Source organism: Acidobacteriota bacterium, assembly GCA_026393755.1.
Lineage (GTDB): Bacteria > Acidobacteriota > Vicinamibacteria > Vicinamibacterales > JAKQTR01 > JBAXOX01.
In genome coordinates this window covers 276,592-298,339 of record JAPKZO010000028.1, presented here as the reverse complement: position 1 = coordinate 298,339, position 21,748 = coordinate 276,592, and the positions used below count along the sequence as shown (strand labels likewise).

Genomic DNA, 21,748 nt, shown 5'->3' with positions numbered 1-21,748 from the left:
CAAGATGTTGACACAGAAGACAGAGGCAGTCAGCCCGATAATCACCCCCGGAGTAATTAGCCCCGCTCTAATCACTCCCGGAGTAATTAGCCCGCCCGCAATTATGGAGTAGACTAAGACCAGACCAGACCTGGTTTGATGTGAGGATCTATGACTGTCAATACCATTTCGGACGCCAAAGCTCACTTTTCCGCCCTCATCGCACGCGTTCAGCAAGGGGAAGAGATCATCATCAAGAAAGGCGGAAGGCCGGTGGCGATCATCCAACCCTATGCTGAACAGGTTTCGGAACGCAAACCGGGTGCCTTGCGCGGCAGGATCACCATGGCGCCTGACTTTGACGAACTGCCCGCAGACATCGCCCGGGCCCTGGGTATGGAAGACTGACATGAAGCTGCTTCTCGATACCCACGGGGTGATCTGGTGGCTGGCCGATGATCCCAACTTGACCGACAAACAGCGCAGGGCCATCCAGGACAGGCGCAACACGTGCTATGTCAGTGCCGCCACCGTGTGGGAAATCAGCATCAAGCAGGCCCTGGGCAAACTGGTCATCGATTCCGATTATCTGGACCGGCTTCGTTCCGAAGGCTTCGTGGAGTTGCCCGTATCCTGGAAGCACTCACAGGCCGCGCAGAACTTGCCGCCTCACCACCGTGATCCCTTCGACCGATTGCTTGTGGCCCAGGCGCGAATGGAAGGCATGTGCCTGGTGAGCGGCGATGAGATCGTCAGGAAATACGATCTCACCGTCATCTGACGAGCTTCACCCGCGGCTCCGTAACCCGCGCAATCGCGGCACGAGTGTCGGCTGGCTTCATGCGGAGCCGTCGCGCCTTCGAGAAGAACTGCCAACCGCATGCCAATCACGAGACGACGACGATCGCGAGGACGACGACGGTAGCATCGTCGGGGCGGCGGGTTCAAGCGGCGCCCTGCAATTACTCCCGGAGTAATTAGCCCCCGCGCAATCACTCCGGGAGTAATTACAAAACTGTAATCACTCCGGGAGTAATTGGCCCGCCCGGCGGGGGATCTGGGTCCACGGCACGACGCGGGCGTGGTGAGTGAGAGTCGATTCGATATTGCGTGGAATCACGCCAAAAACATGCTGCCAGCGGTACTAATTGTCAAACATACTGTCAATTAGCGCATCCATCAACGGGTCGGTTCGATTCTCGTAGGCGGACAATCACTCCGGGGCGGATCCTCGTGATCCTCGGTTGCTCCGGCAAGGCGCATGGCGGCAGTTTCGAGCTCTCGGGCAAACGCTTCGAGGTCTCCCAGGTCGGACTCGAGCACATGGAAGATCTCTTCCGGCGTCACCTCGTCGTAATAGTGGGTGAGGCGATTGCGGAAGCCGGCAATCTGGACCAGCCGAGAGGCAAGCGCTTCGTCGACCACCAGTTGTCGTTCGCGCGCCAGGCGGGCGACGTCGCGATACTCCAGGCCTCCCAGGCCATGGCCCTTCGCCAGCAGATGCCGCGCCGCGTCAAACAGCGCTTCGATCGCCCGACGCAGAAACGATTCCGCCGCAGCGGGGTTCCGGCGATCGCCGGCGAACACCTCGGCCCCCATCGCCTTCAGGGTTTCAAGATCGGCTTGATGGCGACGGGCCAGGGCCAACCGGTCGGCCACGATCTTGAGGTTGACGCGGCCAGGCGTCATGATGTCGACACTCCGAAACGATCGTGTTCGATCGCGCGCTGGAGGGGCAGCAACTCCGCAGCCTTCCGCATCACCACCAATTCGTAGAGATCGGCCTGGTCCACGTCCGCGGCAAATATGCGTTCACCATCGATGGCTGCGAACTGGAAAAGCGCATCCACGCGTTGCAGCGGCACCAGGTCGATTCGCAGCGGCGCGCACGCGTCCTCGAGGGCCACCTGGAGAAGCGGGAGCGCGGCCACGTCGGCGTCGCGCCCAAGAAACACGACGCCGACATCCATGTCCGATCCCGCGGGATCGACGGCTCCGCCGGCAAGCGCATGAATCCCGTCTGATACCCGGGAGCCGAACAGGTAGACGGCCAACACGCCGTGAGCGCGGCACTGCTTCTCCAGCGTTGACAGCCTGCCCATGTGATCTCTCCGCTCCGCGTCCGTGTGAACCTGCGACCGCTTTGCGCTATTGTGCACCCGCAGCACCCCTGACGCCAACAGGCCCCAGGACATCGCGCCGGGTCGGTGTGAAGCTGCCTACCTGGATTCCCGGCTGCCCTGACCGGAGTCCAACGCCGCGATTCCCGTGAGCGTGACGGGGCGCTGGTTCGGAAACTCTGCGATGATCGTCGCTGCTCGCGCACCAATCTTCTTGCGGCGCTCAGGACTGAGCTGCTTTCGGATGCGGTCGAGGTTCGTCATGATCTTCATCAATTCCTCCCTCGGCTTGTTCACGGCTGACCGCCATTGGTCAGTCGCGCGCCTTCGAGAAGAACTGCCAACCCGATGCCAACTTCGAGACGACGACGACCGCGAGGACGACGACGGTAGCATCGTCCTGGCGGCGGGTTCAAACGGCGTCCCGTAATCACTCCGGGAGTGATTGATACTGTGATGTATTAGGATTGTCAAAAGCCTGTTCATGCGCTATATTGCAATCCATGTTGACCAGGCAAGCGGCTATTGATCTTACAGCGTGGCGGGATCGGCCAACCCGCAAGCCGCTGATCCTGCGAGGCGCGAGGCAAGTAGGAAAAACCCATCTCGTCGAGCATTGGGGTCGCTCGGTGTTTGACGGGGTCGTCACGGTCGACCTCGAGCGCGAGCGCCACCTGCACCCCGTGTTCGACCAATCGGATCCAGCGAAACTCCTGCAGGAACTGTCCCTTCTCAAGCGACAGCGTCTGGTGCCGGGCAGTCATCTTCTCTTCCTCGATGAGATTCAGGCCTGTCCCCGCGCGTTGGCGACGCTGCGGTATTTCGCCGAGCTTGTGCCGGACCTCCACGTCATCGCCGCCGGGTCGCTGCTCGATTTCGCCTTGCACGACTTCGCGCACTCGATGCCGGTCGGCCGTGTCGAGTACCACTTTCTGTATCCTCTGTCGTTCGAGGAGTTCGTTCGCGCGAGCGAAGGCGACGCGTTGGCTGATGTGGTCGCCGCCTTTCACGTTGGCGACACCATCGCCGAGGCGGTGGCCGCGAGGCTCGAAGACACGCTGCGACACTACCTGCTGGTGGGCGGCATGCCGGCTGTCGTCAACGCCTACGTCGAACGCGCGCCCCTGATCGACGTCCAGCGACTCCAGTACTCCATCATCGCGACGCTGCAGGATGACTTCGCGAAGTACGGCACGCGGGGTCAACAGGATCTGCTGCAGCGCACCTATCGCCATGTCGCGCAGAACGTCGGTCACAAGCTCAAGTACGTCAACATCGCCCCTGACCGTCGTGCCGCGGAGGTGCGCGCCGCGCTCGACCTGCTTGCACGGAGCCGGACCGTTCACCTTGTGCGTCACACGTCGGCGAACGGGATTCCGCTGGGCGCCGAGGCGAGCGACAAGCACTTCAAGACGCTGTTGATGGACGTGGGGCTGGTGAATCAGGTGTGCGGATTGGGTCTGGTTCCGGCCGGTGGGGTGCTCACCGTCAACGAGGGCGCGCTCGCCGAGCAACTCGCGGGTCAGGAACTGCTGGTGTCGGGATTGCCGTTTCAGGACGCGCCGCTCTTCTACTGGCATCGAGAGGCGCGGAACGCCAACGCCGAGGTGGACTACGTCATCAGCGAGGGAGCCGACGTGCTGCCGATCGAGGTCAAGGCCGCGCGGGGAGGTGCGTTGCGGTCGGTGTTCCAGTTCCTCGGCGAGAAGAAGCGCTCGAAGGCGATCCGGCTGTACATGGGAAAACCCGGCATCGAGGTGTTGACGATGCCGGGCGATCGGTCGGCGCCGGTGGAGATCCTGTCGCTGCCGCTTTATCTCGCGGGCCAGGTGAGGCGATTAGCGGCGGAGTTCTGCGTGCGAGACCGTAGCTCAAGAAGCGAAGTCGTGCTACAGCGGGACAATTCGGCGGAATGACGGAAGGCGGCCCGATCACGCGGGAGCAATTAGCCCGCCCGCAATTACTCCGGGAGTGATTGATGCCGCGCCGCCGCCCTCGTGGCATCCTTCGCGCTGGAGGCGCGATTCGCCGACCGAATCCTATCCAACCGAGCACAGCGGGCGGGGGGAACTTCGTGATCCTCGGTTCCTCCGGCAGTTCAGTTCGCGTCGTTTTCAGACTGGAGGCCCTTCATGACCGCCGCGCATTCGTCGCGCAGCACGGGCACGTCGCGGTCCGCTATCGCCCAGACCAAGGCGTCGTCCACCGTCGGATACTCGTGCGTGAGCTGGTTGCGAAAGTCGACGATGCGACGGGCGCCCGTGATTGCAGCGAAGACATCCGGGGCAGCATGGGACAGTGCCAGGATGGCCTCGCCGATGATAATGAACTCGCGCTCCACCGACGAGCGTACCAGGCGGTTACCCTTGTACGCGTCGAGATCAAGACCCAGCAACGCCGCCGTAATCGCCTCGCACGAGTCGACGATGTCGGATAGATAGGCGCGTCGGTCACGCGGCATAGAGGGCCTGTTTCGTTCGTTTGATGTCGGCTGCGATGTAGCGGTTCTTGACGGCGTCCGCCATCACCAGATCAACCTCGCCACCAAGGATGCTTCTGAGGTCATCGAGCAGATCGAAGTAGGCATCGACGCGAGCGTGGGGATCCATCGGGCCGAACTCGACCAGGAGGTCGATGTCGCTCTCGCGCGGGCGGAAGTCGCCGCCGACCGCGGATCCAAATGCGTCGAGGCGCAGCACGCCATGCCGCGCGCATGCCGCCGCAATCGGTTCACGTTGGCTCTCGAGAAACGCCGTCATGTTGCACCTCCCAGTATACGGATTCGAGCGGCCGGACGCGCACCTCGTAGACCGGGAAAGTGTAGTGCAGAACGCGAGCGCTCCGGTCAATCTGGGGCCCGGCCGGGGCCCGGCGAGCTCCGCGACGGCTTCGACGAGACGGGCGTCGGGAGGGAAATCACTCCGGGAGCAATTAGCCCGCCCGCAATTACTCCGGGAGTAATTGGCCCGCCCGCACTTACTCCGGGACCGCGGTCGATTTCAACTTCCTGCGTTCGTCGAGCAGAAAGGCCCTGAGCAGTCGCTCGGCTCTCATGACGTGCAGAATCAAGACCGTGTCGCCCTCGACGCGGTAGAAGATCCGGCACGGCGGCACAACCACTTCGCGATAGAGGGTCCGGAGCAGTTCCGGCGGCCGCTTGCCCGACGTCGGGAATCGCGCCAATTGACTGACGCGTTTGAACACGCGCTCAACAAGCGAACCGGCTGCCACCGGGTTATCGAGCGCGATGTATTCAGCGACGGCATCGAGATCGTCGAGTGCCGGTTCGGCCCAGATCAGGCGAGCCACTTCTGCAGTCTCCGCCTGGCTGCCGCTGGAGTACGCGTCCGACCCTCCACGATCGCGCGTTCCCCGCGGGCGATGCCTTCGAGCAGGCGCATACGCTCCTGCATCAACTCAAACACCGACACGTCGACCAGATACGCGGATGGAATCCCATGCTCGGTGATCAGAACAGGATCTTTCGATTCGCGCATTGTTGCCAGGATTCGCGTCGCGTGCCGCTTGAGGGTGGTGACGAGTTCGGTCTTCATGATGTGGTACTATAGTGATACTCGTCGGCTTCCCGCAAGCCGTGTCCAGCGTCTCTCGAGACCGTCACACGCTGATGCGCGCCAACCCTCTGTCAATTCGCCTCGCCAAATCGGTGGTATTCATCAATTCCTCCTTCGGCATGTCGACAGCTGACCGCAATTGCTCAGCCACGCGCCTTCGGGAAGAACTGCCAACTGGATGCCAACTTCGAGACGACGACGACCGCGAGGACGACGACGGTAGCATCGTCGTGCCGGCAGGTTCAAGCAGCGCCCTGCAATTACTCCGGGAGTAATTGGCCCGCCCGGCGGGGGATCTGGGTCCACGGCACGACGCGGGCGTGATCGGAACAGGGAACGGTTCGAAGAGACTCAGGGCTCAACCGCCCACGGGCGTTCCCAGGGGCGGAGCGGCCGCTGCCGCGCGATCAGGGGCAGGCAGATGCGCTGGAGTTCGAGCACGTGGCGAACCTTCTCGCGAAGCGGAAGGCCGCGCTGCTCCTCGTGATGCTGGGCCTTCGCGCGCCGGAGCGTGACCAGCAGTTCCTCGGAGGGCCTTTGTCGCGGGCGGCTTGGCACGGTCACGGCTCAGGGCTCCAGTCGGTATCGAGCAAGCAGATCATCGAGGAGCGTCACATCAACCGAGGCCGACTCCCGCAGCGCCGCCGCACGTTCGCGTCGCTTGAGCGTGCGAGCCCCCGGCTCCAGATAGAGCGCAATCAGGTACTCTGGCCTGACCACACGAACCGGCACCCCCTCGTACTCAAGCGCTGCCGCCCGCTCGATGGCCTCATCGGCCAGCGGGCTGTGCGCCGGCAGGAACTGCACCGGCACCTGCTCGACGAGGACGTGCTCGGCGTGCGCCGGGTAGCCCTGTGCGGCGGTCCATTGATAGATTGGATCCAGGCTCACAATCGGCGACGCGCTCTCGGGGAGGAAGACCAGCACGTCGAGGTCGAAGGTGGGAATCGGCTCGCTCCAGAACACCACCGCCATGGCACCCGCGACGGCGTACTCCTCGATGACGCCGGCGTCCTTCATCTGGTTGAGTGCCCGGAGCGCGCCCGCAAACGATGCCATTGCCCGACATTCTAGCAGGCCTCTGGTCGAACGACGACGCTAGCATCGTCGGGGGGGGGGGCAAGCGGCGCCCCGCAATCACTCCCGGAGTAATTACAAAACTGTAATCACTCCGGGAGTAATTGGCCCGCCCGCAATTACTCCGGGAGTGGTTGTCGCTGTTCCTTCACCCGTCCGGCCCCGAACTCGACCACCCGCGCAGCCAGTAGTAGGCTCTTGCGAGATGCTCGTAGCTTGCCCAGTCGCTCAGCTGAAGCGCGGAGAAGTTGGGACGAAGTTGTTGCAGTATTCCCTTCGGGGACTCGAGGAAGAAGGGCGACGGCGACGGCAGCGGATCCAGTCCGAGCTGGCGGAAGGTCGCCACCGCCCGTGGCATGTGATTCGCCTCTGTGACGAGGACAAAGCGCCGGACTCCTCGCGCGCGCAGGAGTTCTGCCACGAAGAGGCCCTGCTCCCTGGTTGTCCGCGAGCGCGACTCGGTTTCGATGTACTGCTCCGGGACGCCCAGCGTCACGAGCGCGTTCCGCAGTATCTCCCCCGGCGTGGGCCCTGGCTGTCCGCCGTCAACCATTCCGCCCGACGCGACGACCGCCGGGTGTCCCAGCAGACGGAAAACGCGTGCAGCTTCGAGCGCGTTCAGCGCGGTGGCCTTTCCCATTTCCGCCACCGCCTGTCCGTTGGCCGAATAGACACTGCTGCTCACGCTCAGCACGACCACCGTGTCGGCACCACCCGCCTGCTCCCTGGTCTGGATCGGCGAGAACTCACGCACCAACGGCCCGGCAAGCATGTTGGCGCCGAACGGCGTACTCAGGAATCCGTACAGGAGCAGCAGCAGCAACAACCAGCGGCGTGCCCATCGCTGCAGCGCTTGCGGGCCGAACAGCAGAGCCACTCCCGCCACGAGCCCAAACACCAGGAACGGAATGGAGCCGGGGATGAGGAGCGACTTGACGATGTTGGCAAACTGGGTCATTGTGCGACCACTGATCCGGGTCTGGCAGCCCGGGGTGAAGAGCGGATAATCACTCCGGGAGTGATTGCCGGCCCTGCCAGCTTGCGCTCAGTGTGCGTGGTTTCGTCAACCTCGTCAATCACCGGCGACCCCCAAGGCAGCCGACCCCGCAGCCAATCCCGCGCGCAAGAACGCAGATCGCCAGGAAGTCAGGGATGGCAGCAGCGGAGAAGTCGGCCCTCTCAGGCAAAGGACATCAACCATGGAACCCAGAGTGATGCTGATAACCGGCGCGCGCAAGGGCATAGGCCGGTATCTTGCGGAGTATTACTCCACCCAGGGATATCACGTCGTCGGCTGCAGCCGGCAGGATAGCGACTTTGCGCACGCGAACTATGAGCATTCGTGTCTGGACGTCGCCGACGAAGGACGCGCGCAAGATCTCTTTTCCGCCATACGGACCAACCATGGCCGGCTGGATGTTCTTCTGAATGTGGCGGGGATAGCGGCCATGAACCACATCCTGACCACCCCAACCTCCTCGTTGCACAAGATTCTGGACACCAATGTCGTTGGCACGTTTCTCTTTTGCCGCGAGGGCGCCAGGCTCATGCAGAAGCGCCGCTATGGTCGCATTGTCAACTTCACGACCGTGGCCGTGCCTCTCAAGTTGGCAGGAGAGTCGGCGTATGCCGCCTCGAAGGCCGCTGTCCTGACCTTGACCCAGGTGATGGCCAAAGAGCTTGCTGATTTCGGCATCACCGCCAACGCCGTCGGCCCGAATCCCATCTCGACCGACTTGATTGCTGCCGTCCCCAAACCCAAGCTGGACGCGCTCGTCAATATGCAGGCCGTGAAGCGTCTTGGCGCACTTGAAGATGTCTCGAACGTCGTTGATTTCTTCATCAAGCCCGAAAGCGGCATGATCACCGGCCAGGTCATCTACCTGGGAGGAATTCAGTAACCTGGCGCCCCCGAGGGAGTCTCATGATCGAGTTCCTGCTGGATGTCTTCAACGAAAACAAGAGTGATGACGCCATCATCTGGCGCGACCGGCCATTCACGTATGGCTGGCTCGCGGATCGCGTCTCGGCGTGGCAGGCGTCTCTGGACAAGGAACAGGTGCAGGCGGGAAGCGTTGTCATCCTCGAAGCGGATTTTTCGCCCAACGCTGTCGCCCTCTTCCTCGCGCTCATCGAGCGCCGTTGCACGCTCGTCCCTCTGACCAAATCGGTTGAGTCGAAGAAGGATGAGTTCATCGAGATTGCCGAAGGCGAAGTGCGGGTCGCGATAGACGAGGCAGATCACGTGACCTTCGCGTGGATCCCGCGCAAAGCAACCCACCAGCTGTATTCCGTGCTGCGGGCGCGGAACCACCCGGGGCTGATCCTCTTCTCGTCCGGCTCGACAGGGAAGAGCAAGGCCGCCTTGCACGACCTGACGGGAATCCTGGAGAAGTTCAAGATTCGCCGCAATAAACAGCGCACCATCACGTTCCTGCTGTACGACCACATTGGCGGCGTCAACACCTTGCTCTATACGCTCTCCAATGGCGGATGCGTCATCACCGTGCAGGAGCGCTCGCCGGAGAAGGTGCTCGAAGCCGTGCAGAAGCACAAAGCGGCACTGCTGCCGACCTCCCCGACGTTCATCAACATGATTCTGTTCAGCGAGGCATACAAACAGTACGACCTGTCCACGCTGAAGACCGTGACGTATGGAACCGAGCCGATGCCCGAGACGACGCTTGCCCGTTTCCATCAACTGTTCCCGCATATCACGCTGCTGCAGACATATGGCCTGAGCGAAGTCGGCATCCTGCGGTCGAAGTCGAAGAGCTCCGATTCGCTGTGGGTCAAGATCGGCGGCGAGGGGTTCGCGACGCGTGTGGTGGACGGCATCCTGCACATCAAGGCGCAGTCGGCGATGCTCGGATATCTGAACGCCCCCAGCCCGTTCAGCGAAGACGGATGGTTCATCACTGGTGACGAAGTGTTGGTCGACGGCGAGTACTTCCGCATTCTGGGTCGCCGTTCCGAGCTCATCAACGTCGGGGGCGAGAAGGTGTATCCGGCCGAAGTGGGATCGGTCGTTCAGGAAGTGGAGAACGTCGCCGAAGTGACCGTATATGGCGAGAAGAACCCCATTACGGGCAGCATCGTATGCGCGGATGTGGGCCTGACCAACCCCGAAGACCCAAAGACCGCCGCGGCGCGCATCAAGAAGCACTGCCGCGAACGCCTGGCGTCCTTCAAGGTGCCGATGAAGGTCAATATTGTGCACGAAGAGATGCACAGTGAGCGTTTCAAGAAGATGCGCGTGAAGGCAAGCGAGACATAGGGCGCGAAAGGGTTGGCGACGGACGTCCGGTTCGGCGGGCAGGGGCAGGTGTTGAAGCCAAGGCCCTGACCGCCTGGACGCGGGTGCGATAGACTGATCGCGCCGTCACGCAACAGCTTCGGCGGCGCAAGCGTAGCCAGCGGTTCGCGTATGACCAATCCCGCACCCATCATCAATGCCCTGACCATCGACGTGGAGGACTACTTCCAGGTCTCCGCGTTCGAGCGCGTGGTGGCGAGGGAGCGTTGGGGCGAGTACGAGAGCCGCGTGGCGGCGAACACCGACCGGTTGCTGGGGATTCTTGCCGAGGCGGACGTGCGGGTGACGTTCTTCGTTCTAGGGTGGGTGGCCGAGCGCGACGCGATGATCGTCAAGCGCATCGCCGGGGCCGGTCACGAGATCGCGTCGCACGGCTACGGGCACAGGCTGGTCTACAACCAGACGAGGGACGAATTCAGGGAAGACATCCGGCGGGCGAAGGGTGTGCTCGAGGCGGCGGGCGGGAAACCCGTGATGGGCTACCGGGCGCCGAGTTTCTCGATCACCGAGCGGTCGCTCTGGGCGCTCGACATCCTGATCGAGGAAGGGTTCACCTACGACGCCAGCATCTTCCCGATCCACCACGACCGGTACGGGATCCCGAACGCGCCGAGGCATCCGTTCTGGATATCCGCTGGCGCCGGAAGTGCGGGTGCGGCCGGGGCAGGCAATCTGGTTCGTGTAGGCGGGGACCACAGCCCCGGCGCCGTCAATGGTCCCGGGTTGCTCGAAATCCCCGGCTCCACCATCCGCGTTGGCGGCGTGAACTTTCCAGCTGGCGGCGGCGGCTTCTTTCGCCTTCTGCCGTACTGGTGGACCCGCGCCGGCATCCGTCGTGTGAACGAAACGGAAGGGCGGCCGGCGATCTTCTACCTGCATCCGTGGGAAGTCGATCCGAATCAGCCGAGGCTGGCCGCGTCCCCGCTCAGCCGGTTCCGGCACTATTGCAACCTGGCGAAGACCGAACCGAGGCTTCGACGGCTGCTCGGCGACTTCCGTTTCGGCACGATCGCGGAGACCATCGCGGCAACGGTCTGACGTGTTCGGCAGTTGGTGAGCTATTGTGTCTCTTGGCCAAGACCAGTTGACGGATGACGACTCTACTCTGGAAGTGTCTTCCACCGTCACTCCGGCCGAATGGGACGCCTATGTCGCGGCCCATCCTGACGCCTCCGGCTACCACCAGTGGTGCTGGCGGGGGCTCTTCGAGCGCGTCTTCGGCCACGAGACGATCTATCTAGCAGCTCGCAGGGACAGGCGGGGGGCGGAGGGCCCGCCTTCGCCTCACGGCTTCGGCGAGGCGAGCGGCAGCGCCAACGTCGTTGGCGTGCTGCCGCTCGTCAGCTTCAGGAGCCTCTTCTTCGGCAAGTTCCTCGTCTCCCTTCCTTTCGTCAACTACGGCGGCGTCATTGCGGATGACGACCACGCCGCGCGGGCGCTCGTTGACGCGGCGGGAATAGAGGCTGCGCGCCGCGGCGCCGCCTCAGTTGAACTGCGGCACACGCGCCGAATGTTCCCGGATTTGCCGGTGAAACAGCACAAGGTGGCGATGACGCTGGCGTTGCCGGCGGACGAGGAAACCGCCTGGAAGGGATTCGACAACAAACTGCGCAACCAGATCCGGAAGGCGGAGAAGAGCAACCTGGAAGCACGGGTCGGCGGCCTGGAGTTGCTGGACGATTTCTACACAGTGTTCGCACGCAACATGCGGGACCTCGGAACACCGGTCTACTCGCGCCGGCTCTTCGAACAGGTGCTTGAGAGCATTCCGGATGCGCGCGCCTACTCAGTTCGAATGGACGGTTCCCCAGTGGCGGCCGGGATTACCATAGGCTACCGGACGGCGGTTGAGAACCCGTGGGCGTCGTCGCTTCGCGAACACCGAGCGCTGAACCCGAACATGCTTCTCTATTGGACGATGCTCCGTGACTCAATCGGGCGGGGCTACAGGGTTTTCGACTTTGGGCGCTCGACGCCCAATGAAGGGACGTATCAGTTCAAGAAACAGTGGGGCGCGCAGGAGAGCCCGTTCTTCTGGGAGTACATCCTGAAGGACGGCGCGACGCTTCCTGATCACAATCCGAAGAGCACGAAGTTCTCGATGGCCGTTTCCGCTTGGCAGAAGCTGCCGCTTGGAATTGCCAACGCGCTTGGTCCACGCATCGTTCGGAGTATTCCATGATGATGATGCTGGCGCCCATCTTCATCCGGCTCCCGAGAAACTTCGGCTCATACGAATGCCTGCAGCCACGCAGCCAGTAGGCCCTGTCATCACTACCTATGGCCGAACCAGCATCATCTGTCATGCCCCGGCGTCTTGAGATCCACTTCGCCCATTCGACCCTTCGCGGCTGCGCGCGTGTGAACGAGCCGGTGACGCTAAGTGTGCCGCTGTCCAAGGGCCTTTGCGTCGACACGAACCAGTGGACCCTGTCCGGCACGGATGGCGTGCCGCTGGCTCTGCAGACGAGAGTCCTGAATCGCTGGAGTGACGGCTCTGTACGGTGGGCGTTGCTCGATTTCCAGGCGACGGCGGACGAATCTACGAACTTGCTGGCCGTTCTGGAACTTGACCGTGGAGGAACAGAGCTTGCAGGCCCGAAGATCGCCATCGCCGTGTCGGCTGAGGCGCTGGTGGTTGACACTGGTGCCGTCGTCTTTCACCTGGGCCCCGACGCGCCATGCCTTTTCCGCAGTGTCATCGCTGCGACCTCTTCTGTCATCGACGGCTCAGGGTCTCGGCTGAGGGTCCTGGCTGCAGACGGCGCGCCATGCGACGTCAAATGGCGGCCGCCGACGGTGGAAGAGCAGGGACAGCTGCGGACGGTTGTCAGGTTCGGTGGCGCGGTCACGGGCAAGCGACTCCGGTTGGAACTGGTCGCGCGGCTCCATTTCTTTGCAGGTTCCGCCGCCGTGCGGATTCAACTGACCGTTCGTAACCCGCGGAGGGCGAGGCATCGAGGCGGTTTCTGGGAACTCGGCGATTCAGGGTCAGTGTTGTTGAAGGAGCTGACCCTTGTGCTCAGGCGGGCCGCGGCCGCATCTCGACTTCAGTGCTCACTGGAACCCGGCACGCCTCCGCTGACGACCGAGCGGCGGATCGAGGTGTACCAGGATTCGAGCGGCGGCGATAGCTGGCAGAGCCCGAACCACGTGAATCGAGAAGGCAGAATCCCATGCCGATTCCGAGGCTATCGGGCGATGGCTGACGGGAGGGCGATCGAAGGGCTGCGCGCCACGCCGGTGGTCGTTACCCAAGGAGAAGAGCGATTTCTCGCGGCTTGCGTCCCTGAGTTCTGGCAGAACTTCCCACGCGCGGTGTCGGCCACGACGGCGGGAATCAGAGTTTCATTTTGGCCCTCTGAATGGGCCGACGTCCACGAACTGCAAGGAGGCGAGCAGAAGACGCACGAGGTCTGGCTTGCGTTCGGTCCCGATCCTGTGACCGATCTTCCTCTCGACTGGTCTCGGTCGCGTCTTCTCGTGCACGCGTCGCCCGAATGGTACGCGGCATCAGGCGCCGTGCCGTATCTCACGCCGGCTGCCAGCGACCCCCACACTAACTATCTGGCGCTGGTCAACGCTGCGATCGAAGGCGACGACACGTTTCTGCGCAAGCGAGAGCGAATCGACGAGTACGGCTGGCGGAATTTTGGCGACCTCTACGCAGACCACGAAGCAGTGAACGCTCCGGCCGGCCATTCGTTCGTGTCGCACTACAACAACCAGTACGATGTCGTCGGCGGCTTCGCCGTCCAGTTCCTGCGGAGCGCGGCCCCCCGCTGGTGGACGCAGATGGACGAGCTCGCTCGGCATGTCGTGGATATCGACATCTACCACACGGACGAGGACAAATCGGCTTACAACCACGGCCTGTTCTGGCACACCGCGCACTACTTGGATGCCGGGAGGGCGACCCATAGAACATACGCAAGAACGGGTGGAACAAACGGGGGCGGCCCGTCCAACGAACACGATTACACCACCGGGCTCCTGTACCACCACTTTCTCACCGGGGACACTTTGTCACGCGACGCTGTGCTCGAGCTGGCCCGGTGGGTCATCGACATGGACGATGGGCGAAGGACCGTCTTTCGATGGCTCGATAGAGGGAATACCGGACTGGCAAGCTCGACCGGATCAACTACCTACCACGGTCCCGGCCGGGGTTCGGCGAACTCGATTCTGACGCTGCTGAACGCTCACACACTGACCGGGAATAACCAGTACATCGCCAAGGCCGAAGAGTTGATTCGCAGGTGCATTCATCCGGCGTCCGACATTGCAACCCTAGATCTTCTGGATGCCGAGCGGAAGTGGTTCTATACAGTATTCCTGCAGGCGTTGGGAAGATATCTGCACTACAAGGCGGAACGCGCCGAACTGGATTCCTCCTACGCGTACGCCCGCGCGTCACTATTGCACTTCGCGCGTTGGATGGCCGCGAACGAGTATCCATACCTTGACAAGCCGGAGATCCTGGAATATCCGAATGAGACGTGGGCGGCGCAGGACATGCGCAAGAGCGAGGTCTTCATGCACGCCGCGCTGCACGCCGGCGGTGACGAGCGCCAGCGGTTCGAGGCGCGGGCCGGGTTCTTCTTCGACTACTCAACGCGGGCGCTTCTCTCCATGTCGTCGCACGTGCTGACCCGGCCGACCGTCCTCATGCTCACGAACGGCTACATGCGAGCCTGGTTCACCGGTCACCCCGAGACTCGGATGCCAGAGGCAGCGCAGCCGCTACCTGATTTCGAACCGCCGGGGATTTTCGTTCCGCAGCGGGTGAGGGCCGAGAGACGTGCCATCTTTGCAGCCGTGGCTGCCTGTCTGCTGGCGCTTGCGGCGGTTGTGGCGCTGTTCGTGAGATAGAGCGGGCCTGGAGGCTTCCCTAACCAGGTGGGCCTCCCGACCCGATAATCATGGATGAGATTCCGGGGATTCCATGCCTTCGCGTGGGCAACAGGGTTGAACGGATGACGACAACTGGCGAGCGCGGGCGACCTGTGGGTGGAACACGATTGAGATTGGTGTGCGTGGCAGGAGCTCGCCCGAACTTCATGAAGGTGGCGCCGGTCCTCGATGCGGCGCGGAGCCATTCCGACATTGACGCCAAACTGGTCCACACGGGACAGCACTACGACGAGCGGATGTCGGCGCTCTTCTTTGAGGAGCTGGGCCTGCCCAGGCCGGATGCGCACCTCGGCGTCGGGTCGGGAACCCACGCGGTTCAGACAGCCCGGATCATGGAGGCGTTCGACGGGTTCCTCGACAGGTCTCCGGCCGACATCGTGCTGGTTGTCGGCGACGTGAATTCGACAATCGCCTGCGGCCTCGTGGCGGTGAAGAGAGGTATTCGGGTGGCGCACGTCGAAGCAGGGCTTCGAAGCCGGGATTGGACGATGCCCGAAGAGGTCAATCGCATTCTGACGGACCAGATCTCCGACTACCTCTTCACGACGGAGCGTTCGGCCGAAGACAATCTGCGGGCGGAGGGCATCGCGGCGGAGCGGGTGCATTTCGTCGGCAACGTCATGATCGACACGCTGCTGCGCCACCGCGAGAAGGCTCGTGGGCGCGAGATTCTCCACGACCTGCGGCTGACGCCGCGAGGCTACGCCGCGTGCACGCTTCACCGGCCAGGCAACGTGGACACGCCGGAAGCCGCCGAGAACACCGTGCGGGCGCTCGAGGCGCTGGCTGCCCGATTGCCGGTGGTGCTGCCAATCCATCCACGGACCGAGTCGCGGTTCGCCGACTTCGGCTTGCTCGATCAATTGCGGGCGTGGCGGAACGTGATCCTGGTCGAGCCCCTTGGGTACCTGGACTTTCTGGCGCTGATGGACAACGCCAGGCTCGTGTTCACCGACTCGGGCGGAATCCAGGAAGAGACAACCGTGCTGGGCGTCCCGTGCCTCACATTCAGGGAGAATACGGAAAGACCAATCACCATCACCCAGGGAACGAACCAGCTCGTCGGGCTCGACCCCACCCGTGTCGCGGCGGCCGCCGACGAGATTCTCTCCGGGCATAGCCCGGCCGGCCGTATCCCCGACCTGTGGGACGGTCGGGCAGCGGAGCGCATCGTCGCAATTCTGGCGTGAGCTTCACCTCCTGGTCGCCATGAGCCGGATCACCATCATCGCCCTGTTGTTCCCACCTATCCAGCAGATTGGAGCCAGGCGTCCACTCCGCCTGGCCAACCACCTGGTGCGACAGGGCCACCGTGTGACCGTCTACGCCGTGCATCCACGCACGCCTGGGCTCGGCGACTACACGGGCGTCGATCCCGCCACGCTCTCCGAGATCGACCCCCGCGTGCGCGTGATCAGGACGCCGTCGTTTCACGGGTTCAAGATCATCATCGGATGGCGCGACCGCTGGCGCCGGCGGCGTGGTGGTCCGGGTGCCGGGGCCGCGGGTACGCCGGTCGGCGGACCGGCGCCGTCGCCCAAGGTGGCGTCCTCTGCCGCGACGACATCTGGCGGTGTTAAGCAGGTCATTTCGCGGATCCAGGGGTGGTTCGCCATCCCCGATACGTTCACGGGCTGGATCGTGACGACGCTGCCCGGGCTGCTGGTACGAAGTATCCTTCGGAGGCCGCACGCGATCTATGTGACCGCGCCGCCGTGGTCTCCGTTGATCCTGGGCGTGCTGACCGGGAAGCTGCTGCGCGTGCCGGTCCATGTCGATTTCCGCGACCCGTGGACGCTCAACCCCTATGTGCAGGCTCCTCCGCTGAGCGTCCGCCTCGAACGGTGGGTTGTCAGGAACAGCGCATCACTCATGGCGACGACCGAGGTCATGGCACAGAATTTCCGCCGCGTGTACCCGGAATGTGCGGATCGGGTTCTTGCCGTCTACAACGGCTACGACCAGAAGACCCGGCGACGCATCGAGGAGCTCCGGCGGCGGACACCGCGCCGGCAATCCGGGAAATTTGTCGTGTGTCACCTGGGCACGCTGTATCCGGCACGAATGCCGCGTTCGCTTGCGGAGCTGCTGGCACAGGTTGCAGTCGGGTGGGGACAGCCGCGCCCGCTGCGGTTCCGGTTTCTGGGACGCGTGTGGGAGCCAGCGACGCTGATCGAGGCATTCGCGTCGGCGGGCATTGGCAGCGCGCTGGAGTTGCCGGGCGAGGTGGGAAGCCAGGAGGCGCTCGGGGAAGCGGTCGGGGCAGACGTCCTCCTCCTCCTGCAGCTTGGGACAAGCCAGCAGGTGCCCGCGAAGCTGTTCGAATACGTCTTCACGGGAAACCCGCTGGTCTGTGCGGCCGACGAGGGGTCGGAGACCGCCCGCCTGGTTGAGAAGTACCATCTGGGCCACGTGTTGAGCAGCCGCGAGAGTGCCGACGCGCTTTTGCGGTACCTGGAAGGGCAGTGCCGTGGGAGCATCGTGACCGGCCGACTGGACAAGGCCTTCGAGGGCGACTTCGACGGCGAGCGCCTGGCCGAGGTCATGAGTCGCGTCGTTCTTGCGGGTGGCAGCCCCTCGTCTTCCCCTTCGGCATGAGCCTGACCGACATGGGCTGTGTGCTGGACTTCCGAATGACTTGCCGTGTGTCCCAGTCTGGCATGTGACGACCTTCGACTGGGACGCCTTCTGAGGGGCTGCTGCGGTTCCTCCTGCGCCGTTAACGCTACCCGGCCGTGAGTCAGTCGTCAGCCAGACGCGTCCAGGTGATCGCCCAGGACCGGCTTGCACGTTCTCTGCTTCTGGTGGCGTGATCACGGGGGAGTCTGGGACCGTTTCTTGCACTGTCCGCCTCGTGGGGTTTCCTTGCAGTTTGGGGAGACCACGGGGCGGGGAGTATCATCATTCGTCGAGGAGCCGCGCATGCCCAAAGACCAGAAGCCGAATCGTCGTGATTTTCTCGGAACTGTGCTCAAGTCATCCGTCGCCGGCACGGTGGCGGCTCTGGGGACTCTTCCCGCCTTCGGCCAGATAACTGCCCCCAGGAACGTCAGGATCGGGTCGAAAAGTGTAATCAGCCCGAGGGACCTGACGTGGCTGGGCGCGTGGAAGACCGCCGGGACGTTCAACGGATCATATTCCGGCCCGGCCTTGGGTCTGCGCTATGTGAGCGGTGAACGCCGATTCCTCTTCCATGAATGGAATGGTGGCGTGGGAATCCCTGGCGACATCGTTGAGATGAAAGCGCCGGCCAGCCCGACGCTCTATACCGGCACTGACATGGCAAATGCCCCCGCCATGATCGAAACGCGACGCTGGGCGGCGGCGGATTGGGCGCCCGCGTGGTACATCAGCGGCACCTTTGCTCAGGGAGGCACCATTAGTGACCTCTACTGGGACGACGCTCACGGGGTGCTTTGGTTTGCGGCGTACGGGCCATATTCGGCGGGTCTGAACGTACCAGCGTGGGGCGCCGTTCAACTCTTGGATACCGTGAAGACCGGCGTCTACCGCAACGTCGGGACGAAGTACGGGCCGTGGTCCTATGTCACGACTGACATTCGCGCGGCTTATACATACGCACGCATGGTCAATCAGTGGATCATTCCAGTCCCGCCCGACGAGCGGTCACTGGTCAATGGCGCGAAGTTCCTGATCGGCGCGGGGCATACGGGCTACAACGGCGATGCGCCGTTGGGACCGAACCTCCACGCCATGGCCGACTTTACCACCGGCATGGCTAACCCTGTGCCGATGGTGAAACAGTTGGCTGAGTACAGTCCGCTATCGCCCCTGGCTCGACGCGGCGCAAGGCGAAGCTCGACTAACTACTATGATGCACTAACCGACGATAGTACGTCCTACACCGTTGTTGATGGCGAGGGGAGTTGGAACGGAACCGGGATGATCAGTGGCGTCAAGGGTGCAGTGTGGGTCGACACAGGAGCCAAGCATGGGTTGATTATGTTTGGGTGTGAGGGGCAGGGAGGATGTGGGTATTGGCACCACAACCCAAAGGGGGACGCCCCATATCCAACACTGGTTGACCCAACCCTGCCGACCAACCCAGATCCCGGGAATGGTCCCAAGGCATCTGAGCATTATTTGTGGTTGCGGATTTTCAACCCTGACCACTTTGCTGAGGTCTATGCGGGTACCCGGTGTCCGTATGCCGACACGTACCTTGGCAAGCCCGGGATGCGGTACGCCCACGAAGTGAACATGCGGACGAACGTCACGAATGGAGCCAATATTCCGCTTTTCTACAGCCTGCTGGGTAATGCGACCCAGCCACGAGTCACCGGTCCTAATACGGACTACGGTGGCGCGGAATGGGATGCCACGGCGAGGCAGATCATCTGGATGCAGTACGGCACGGCCCCCCGCGCATCGGTCCTCAGTTTCTTCTCGGTGAGCTAGGGGAACGTACGGCAAGGCGTTCGACCGTATCCAGCAACGGTTGCAGGCGACGGTCCCACTGCATATCGCCGAGGCGAGCGGTGCTCGCGATGCGGCGACGGTCTCCAGGGGCAAGCGCCAGCAGGTTCGTCAGGGCTTCGGCGAATGCCTCGGGTGAGCCGGCCACGCGACAAGCGGGCATGACCTCGACCGGGAGTCCTTCGGCAACGACGGGGGTAACTACCGCCGGAAGACCAGCCGCTACGGCCTCCAGCACTTTGTTCTGGACTCCCCGCGCAATCATCAAGGGCGCCGCGGAAACCGCTCCGTTCCACAGATAAGGCCTGACGTCTGACACGGAGCCCGTCACAACCACCGACGTGTCCCGTCGAGGCAACTGCAGCAGCCGCCTCGTCGGGTTGGCGCCGACGAGCAGCAGGCGCGCCTCTCGCCGCGCTGCCGTCACCCGGGGCCACACCTCGCCCGCCATCCAAAGAGCCCCTTGCTCGTTCGGGGCGTAGTCCATCACACCGCAGAACACAACGTCGCTCGACGTCGCCGGCGGAGAAACCGGCGCCAGGCCAGACAGGTCGACGCCGTTTGGCAGGACCGTAATCCGGGCATGTTGTCCCGCCAGCGCCCGCAGGCTGGCGGCCTCGCGATCGTTGACCACGAACGTCCACCGCGCGCGGCAGGTCGCCTCAGCCTCGAACCGCTTCAGTTCTCTGGCTTCTCGCGCGTATATCCATCGCATCAGACGAGGTCCAGTCCGAGCCAACGCGGCCCACTTCTCAGAGTCCACGTCCACCATGTCCAGCAGGTAGGGGACACCTGCAAGCGGCGGTTCGAAGGCAAACCGGACCATGCCGGAGCAGTAGGCGATCACGAGGTCTGGACGAACCCGCGACACAAGACGCTCCAGCATCGGGAGAACCTGTGGAGCGTCGAGCAGGCTGTGGGTCAGAGGACGCGCTGTGGCGAGTCTCAATGCTCCGCGGGCGAGGTTCCGGAACCGTGGCACGAGCGCGGTACTCACGCTGGCGACCGTGCCGTGGAGGTCGCGGCCGTGCGAGCGCTCCTCCCGATCGTGCACCAGCGAGAGCAGATGTGTCTCGTGACGCGTGGTCAGCAGCCGGAGCTCGTGGAAGGCGCGAGTGCGGTCGCCGCGGTTCGGGGCGTAAGGAAGCCGGTGGGTGAGGAAGACGATCCTCATGCCGCCCCGCCTGCGCGCCTGGCCATCAATGCCTCGTAGATGCCTTCAACTGTCTTCATCCTCGTTTCAAACGACAGGGGTCCCTCGATGCGCTTTCTTGCTGCTGCAACTCGCGCGGCCGTGGCGGTTGGGTCCGAGATGGCGCGCTCTATGGCGGATTGCAGCGCACACACATTTCTCGGCGGCACGATGAGCGCATCTACTTCGTCCCGGGCGATTTCAACCGTTCCGCCGACATCCGTCGCAACGATCGGGGTCTCCATCGCCATGGCTTCGAGAACTGCGTTCGGCGTGCCCTCGCGGTCGGACGACTGGACGTATACGTCGAACGCATGATGGACCTTCGCGACGTTCGAGACCTGGCCGAGCAGGCGGCAAGATCCTCCGAGCCCGAGCTGCGTTATGGCACTCTCGAGCTGCGGCCTTACGCTCCCTTCGCCCGCGATCAGCAGCTTCAGATGGGCACGGTTGGCAACCAGGCGGGCGAACGCCTCGATCAACAGGTCGAATCGCTTCTCTGGCTCCAGCCGACCGATGCTGCCTAGAACGATGTCGTCTCTCGTCGCGCCGTACTCGCTGCGCACCGTCGATTCCTGCGCGCGATCCCGTCGAAAGAGCGTTGGGTCGATCCCGTTCAAGACGATCGTGATCCGATGCGGTCTGGCGCCCGCCTGCACGAGCTCGTCCCGAATCTTTCCTGAAACGGCGATCAGTCTGGGGTACCTCGCGAGGATTCTCTTGTCCGCCGGGTAGTACAACCACCGTTCGCGGGAACTGTACCCCGACCACCCATGCACTGTGGACAGGGGGATGACACCTTCGGCGCGGCGGAGCAGGAGGGCCAGCAGATTGGTCTTGTAGTCGTGGGCGTGAATGATCTCTATACTCCGGTGGCGAACAAGGCGCCTGAGTTGCGGCCAAATCCTCCAATCGAGCGAATGTCGCTCGAACACTTCGACGTAGTCGATGCCGAGGGGTCTCGCGCGATTGTCTATCTTGAACGCCTCATCCCGTTCGTCTCGCAGATAGCATACGGTGATCGCAAACCGCGAGGGATCTGTGCGCTTCGTGCCGAGCAGGATGGTCTTTTCCGGTCCGCCCCCGGTGCCCCGGACGCTTCGGAGCTCGAGGACGCGGATGGGGTCTGCCATGATGC

The 21,748-nt window shown here is 63.2% G+C and carries 23 protein-coding genes; 11 read left to right on the top strand and 12 right to left on the bottom strand.

Translation table 11 applies throughout. The features are described 5' to 3' along the window. Positions 1-150 precede the first annotated feature (150 nt). Positions 151-387: a type II toxin-antitoxin system prevent-host-death family antitoxin gene (locus NTV05_11770; protein ID MCX6545072.1), complete on the top strand. Its 237-nt coding sequence runs from the start codon at positions 151-153 to the stop codon at positions 385-387. A gap of 1 nt (position 388) precedes the next feature. Further along, on the top strand, positions 389-760 hold the full coding sequence (locus NTV05_11765; protein MCX6545071.1) for a type II toxin-antitoxin system VapC family toxin: 372 nt from the start codon (positions 389-391) through the stop codon (positions 758-760). Between the two features lie 398 nt (positions 761-1,158). Here NTV05_11765 and NTV05_11760 read toward each other — a convergent pair whose 3' ends face one another. The 3 genes from NTV05_11760 to NTV05_11750 all read right to left on the bottom strand — a co-directional run bounded on the left by NTV05_11760 (position 1,159) and on the right by NTV05_11750 (position 2,372). Further along, positions 1,159-1,668, bottom strand: a complete 510-nt coding sequence (locus tag NTV05_11760) for a DUF86 domain-containing protein (protein ID MCX6545070.1) — start codon at positions 1,666-1,668, stop codon at positions 1,159-1,161. Next, positions 1,665-2,081, bottom strand: coding sequence for a nucleotidyltransferase domain-containing protein (locus tag NTV05_11755; GenBank protein ID MCX6545069.1), 417 nt, complete (start codon positions 2,079-2,081; stop codon positions 1,665-1,667). The genes NTV05_11760 and NTV05_11755 overlap by 4 nt, the downstream gene beginning before the upstream one ends. 117 nt (positions 2,082-2,198) lie before the next feature. Next, the gene (locus NTV05_11750) at positions 2,199-2,372 is read right to left on the bottom strand and encodes a hypothetical protein (GenBank protein ID MCX6545068.1); all 174 of its coding nucleotides are present in this window, start codon (positions 2,370-2,372) and stop codon (positions 2,199-2,201) included. 230 nt (positions 2,373-2,602) lie between these two features. Between NTV05_11750 and NTV05_11745 the strand changes: the two genes are divergently transcribed. Continuing rightward, entirely contained in the window at positions 2,603-4,015 is a 1,413-nt protein-coding gene (locus NTV05_11745; GenBank protein MCX6545067.1) for an ATP-binding protein, read from the top strand. Between the two features lie 182 nt (positions 4,016-4,197). On the opposite strand, the gene NTV05_11740 is transcribed toward NTV05_11745, so the two are convergent. From NTV05_11740 to NTV05_11710, 7 genes are all read right to left on the bottom strand, one after another. Then, positions 4,198-4,560, bottom strand: a complete 363-nt coding sequence (locus NTV05_11740) for a DUF86 domain-containing protein (GenBank protein MCX6545066.1) — start codon at positions 4,558-4,560, stop codon at positions 4,198-4,200. Beyond that, positions 4,550-4,858 (bottom strand): nucleotidyltransferase domain-containing protein, encoded by a 309-nt coding sequence (locus NTV05_11735; protein MCX6545065.1) that lies wholly within the window; start codon positions 4,856-4,858, stop codon positions 4,550-4,552. The genes NTV05_11740 and NTV05_11735 overlap by 11 nt, the downstream gene beginning before the upstream one ends. Positions 4,859-5,075: 217 nt before the next feature. Further along, entirely contained in the window at positions 5,076-5,408 is a 333-nt protein-coding gene (locus NTV05_11730; protein ID MCX6545064.1) for a type II toxin-antitoxin system RelE/ParE family toxin, read from the bottom strand. Beyond that, a complete protein-coding gene (locus NTV05_11725; protein MCX6545063.1) occupies positions 5,396-5,653 on the bottom strand; it encodes a type II toxin-antitoxin system Phd/YefM family antitoxin in 258 nt (85 codons plus the stop codon). The genes NTV05_11730 and NTV05_11725 overlap by 13 nt, the downstream gene beginning before the upstream one ends. Before the next feature lie 372 nt (positions 5,654-6,025). Continuing rightward, positions 6,026-6,238, bottom strand: a complete 213-nt coding sequence (locus NTV05_11720) for a hypothetical protein (GenBank protein MCX6545062.1) — start codon at positions 6,236-6,238, stop codon at positions 6,026-6,028. A 3-nt stretch (positions 6,239-6,241) separates the two neighbouring features. Continuing rightward, positions 6,242-6,733: a hypothetical protein gene (locus tag NTV05_11715; GenBank protein MCX6545061.1), complete on the bottom strand. Its 492-nt coding sequence runs from the start codon at positions 6,731-6,733 to the stop codon at positions 6,242-6,244. 166 nt (positions 6,734-6,899) lie between these two features. Next, positions 6,900-7,709, bottom strand: a complete 810-nt coding sequence (locus NTV05_11710) for a YdcF family protein (GenBank protein ID MCX6545060.1) — start codon at positions 7,707-7,709, stop codon at positions 6,900-6,902. Between the two features lie 241 nt (positions 7,710-7,950). On the opposite strand from NTV05_11710, the gene NTV05_11705 reads away from it, so the two are divergent. The 8 genes from NTV05_11705 to NTV05_11670 all read left to right on the top strand — a co-directional run bounded on the left by NTV05_11705 (position 7,951) and on the right by NTV05_11670 (position 19,400). Further along, positions 7,951-8,652, top strand: coding sequence for an SDR family NAD(P)-dependent oxidoreductase (locus NTV05_11705; GenBank protein ID MCX6545059.1), 702 nt, complete (start codon positions 7,951-7,953; stop codon positions 8,650-8,652). A gap of 23 nt (positions 8,653-8,675) precedes the next feature. Continuing rightward, a complete protein-coding gene (locus NTV05_11700) occupies positions 8,676-10,028 on the top strand; it encodes a fatty acid--CoA ligase family protein (protein MCX6545058.1) in 1,353 nt (450 codons plus the stop codon). Between the two features lie 150 nt (positions 10,029-10,178). After that, positions 10,179-11,105 (top strand): DUF3473 domain-containing protein, encoded by a 927-nt coding sequence (locus tag NTV05_11695; protein MCX6545057.1) that lies wholly within the window; start codon positions 10,179-10,181, stop codon positions 11,103-11,105. Between the two features lie 25 nt (positions 11,106-11,130). Beyond that, a complete protein-coding gene (locus NTV05_11690) occupies positions 11,131-12,249 on the top strand; it encodes a FemAB family PEP-CTERM system-associated protein (GenBank protein MCX6545056.1) in 1,119 nt (372 codons plus the stop codon). A gap of 122 nt (positions 12,250-12,371) precedes the next feature. Then, entirely contained in the window at positions 12,372-14,939 is a 2,568-nt protein-coding gene (locus NTV05_11685) for a hypothetical protein (GenBank protein ID MCX6545055.1), read from the top strand. 164 nt (positions 14,940-15,103) lie between these two features. Beyond that, positions 15,104-16,171 carry a UDP-N-acetylglucosamine 2-epimerase (non-hydrolyzing) gene (gene wecB / locus NTV05_11680; protein ID MCX6545054.1) on the top strand — a complete coding sequence of 356 codons (1,068 nt, stop codon included), beginning with the start codon at positions 15,104-15,106 and terminating at the stop codon, positions 16,169-16,171. Positions 16,172-16,190: 19 nt separating this feature from the next. Beyond that, positions 16,191-17,579 (top strand): hypothetical protein, encoded by a 1,389-nt coding sequence (locus NTV05_11675; GenBank protein MCX6545053.1) that lies wholly within the window; start codon positions 16,191-16,193, stop codon positions 17,577-17,579. Between the two features lie 324 nt (positions 17,580-17,903). Continuing rightward, positions 17,904-19,400, top strand: coding sequence for a hypothetical protein (locus NTV05_11670; GenBank protein MCX6545052.1), 1,497 nt, complete (start codon positions 17,904-17,906; stop codon positions 19,398-19,400). Here the strand turns inward: NTV05_11670 and NTV05_11665 are convergent. After that, a complete protein-coding gene (locus tag NTV05_11665; protein MCX6545051.1) occupies positions 19,378-20,592 on the bottom strand; it encodes a glycosyltransferase in 1,215 nt (404 codons plus the stop codon). The genes NTV05_11670 and NTV05_11665 overlap by 23 nt on opposite strands. Next, positions 20,589-21,743, bottom strand: coding sequence for a glycosyltransferase (locus tag NTV05_11660; GenBank protein ID MCX6545050.1), 1,155 nt, complete (start codon positions 21,741-21,743; stop codon positions 20,589-20,591). The genes NTV05_11665 and NTV05_11660 overlap by 4 nt, the downstream gene beginning before the upstream one ends. Positions 21,744-21,748: the final 5 nt, after the last annotated feature.

Coding starts and splice junctions, on each gene's coding strand:
- NTV05_11710 (MCX6545060.1), bottom strand. CDS start 7,709: ATGACCCAGTTTGCCAACATCGTCAAGTCGCTCCTCATCCCCGGCTCC.
- NTV05_11715 (MCX6545061.1), bottom strand. CDS start 6,733: ATGGCATCGTTTGCGGGCGCGCTCCGGGCACTCAACCAGATGAAGGAC.
- NTV05_11770 (MCX6545072.1), top strand. CDS start 151: ATGACTGTCAATACCATTTCGGACGCCAAAGCTCACTTTTCCGCCCTC.
- NTV05_11725 (MCX6545063.1), bottom strand. CDS start 5,653: ATGAAGACCGAACTCGTCACCACCCTCAAGCGGCACGCGACGCGAATC.
- NTV05_11740 (MCX6545066.1), bottom strand. CDS start 4,560: ATGCCGCGTGACCGACGCGCCTATCTATCCGACATCGTCGACTCGTGC.
- NTV05_11765 (MCX6545071.1), top strand. CDS start 389: ATGAAGCTGCTTCTCGATACCCACGGGGTGATCTGGTGGCTGGCCGAT.
- NTV05_11660 (MCX6545050.1), bottom strand. CDS start 21,743: ATGGCAGACCCCATCCGCGTCCTCGAGCTCCGAAGCGTCCGGGGCACC.
- NTV05_11755 (MCX6545069.1), bottom strand. CDS start 2,081: ATGGGCAGGCTGTCAACGCTGGAGAAGCAGTGCCGCGCTCACGGCGTG.
- NTV05_11685 (MCX6545055.1), top strand. CDS start 12,372: ATGCCCCGGCGTCTTGAGATCCACTTCGCCCATTCGACCCTTCGCGGC.
- NTV05_11675 (MCX6545053.1), top strand. CDS start 16,191: ATGAGCCGGATCACCATCATCGCCCTGTTGTTCCCACCTATCCAGCAG.
- NTV05_11750 (MCX6545068.1), bottom strand. CDS start 2,372: ATGAAGATCATGACGAACCTCGACCGCATCCGAAAGCAGCTCAGTCCT.
- NTV05_11700 (MCX6545058.1), top strand. CDS start 8,676: ATGATCGAGTTCCTGCTGGATGTCTTCAACGAAAACAAGAGTGATGAC.
- NTV05_11760 (MCX6545070.1), bottom strand. CDS start 1,668: ATGACGCCTGGCCGCGTCAACCTCAAGATCGTGGCCGACCGGTTGGCC.
- NTV05_11705 (MCX6545059.1), top strand. CDS start 7,951: ATGGAACCCAGAGTGATGCTGATAACCGGCGCGCGCAAGGGCATAGGC.
- NTV05_11735 (MCX6545065.1), bottom strand. CDS start 4,858: ATGACGGCGTTTCTCGAGAGCCAACGTGAACCGATTGCGGCGGCATGC.
- NTV05_11665 (MCX6545051.1), bottom strand. CDS start 20,592: ATGAGGATCGTCTTCCTCACCCACCGGCTTCCTTACGCCCCGAACCGC.
- NTV05_11670 (MCX6545052.1), top strand. CDS start 17,904: ATGCCCAAAGACCAGAAGCCGAATCGTCGTGATTTTCTCGGAACTGTG.
- NTV05_11745 (MCX6545067.1), top strand. CDS start 2,603: ATGTTGACCAGGCAAGCGGCTATTGATCTTACAGCGTGGCGGGATCGG.
- NTV05_11695 (MCX6545057.1), top strand. CDS start 10,179: ATGACCAATCCCGCACCCATCATCAATGCCCTGACCATCGACGTGGAG.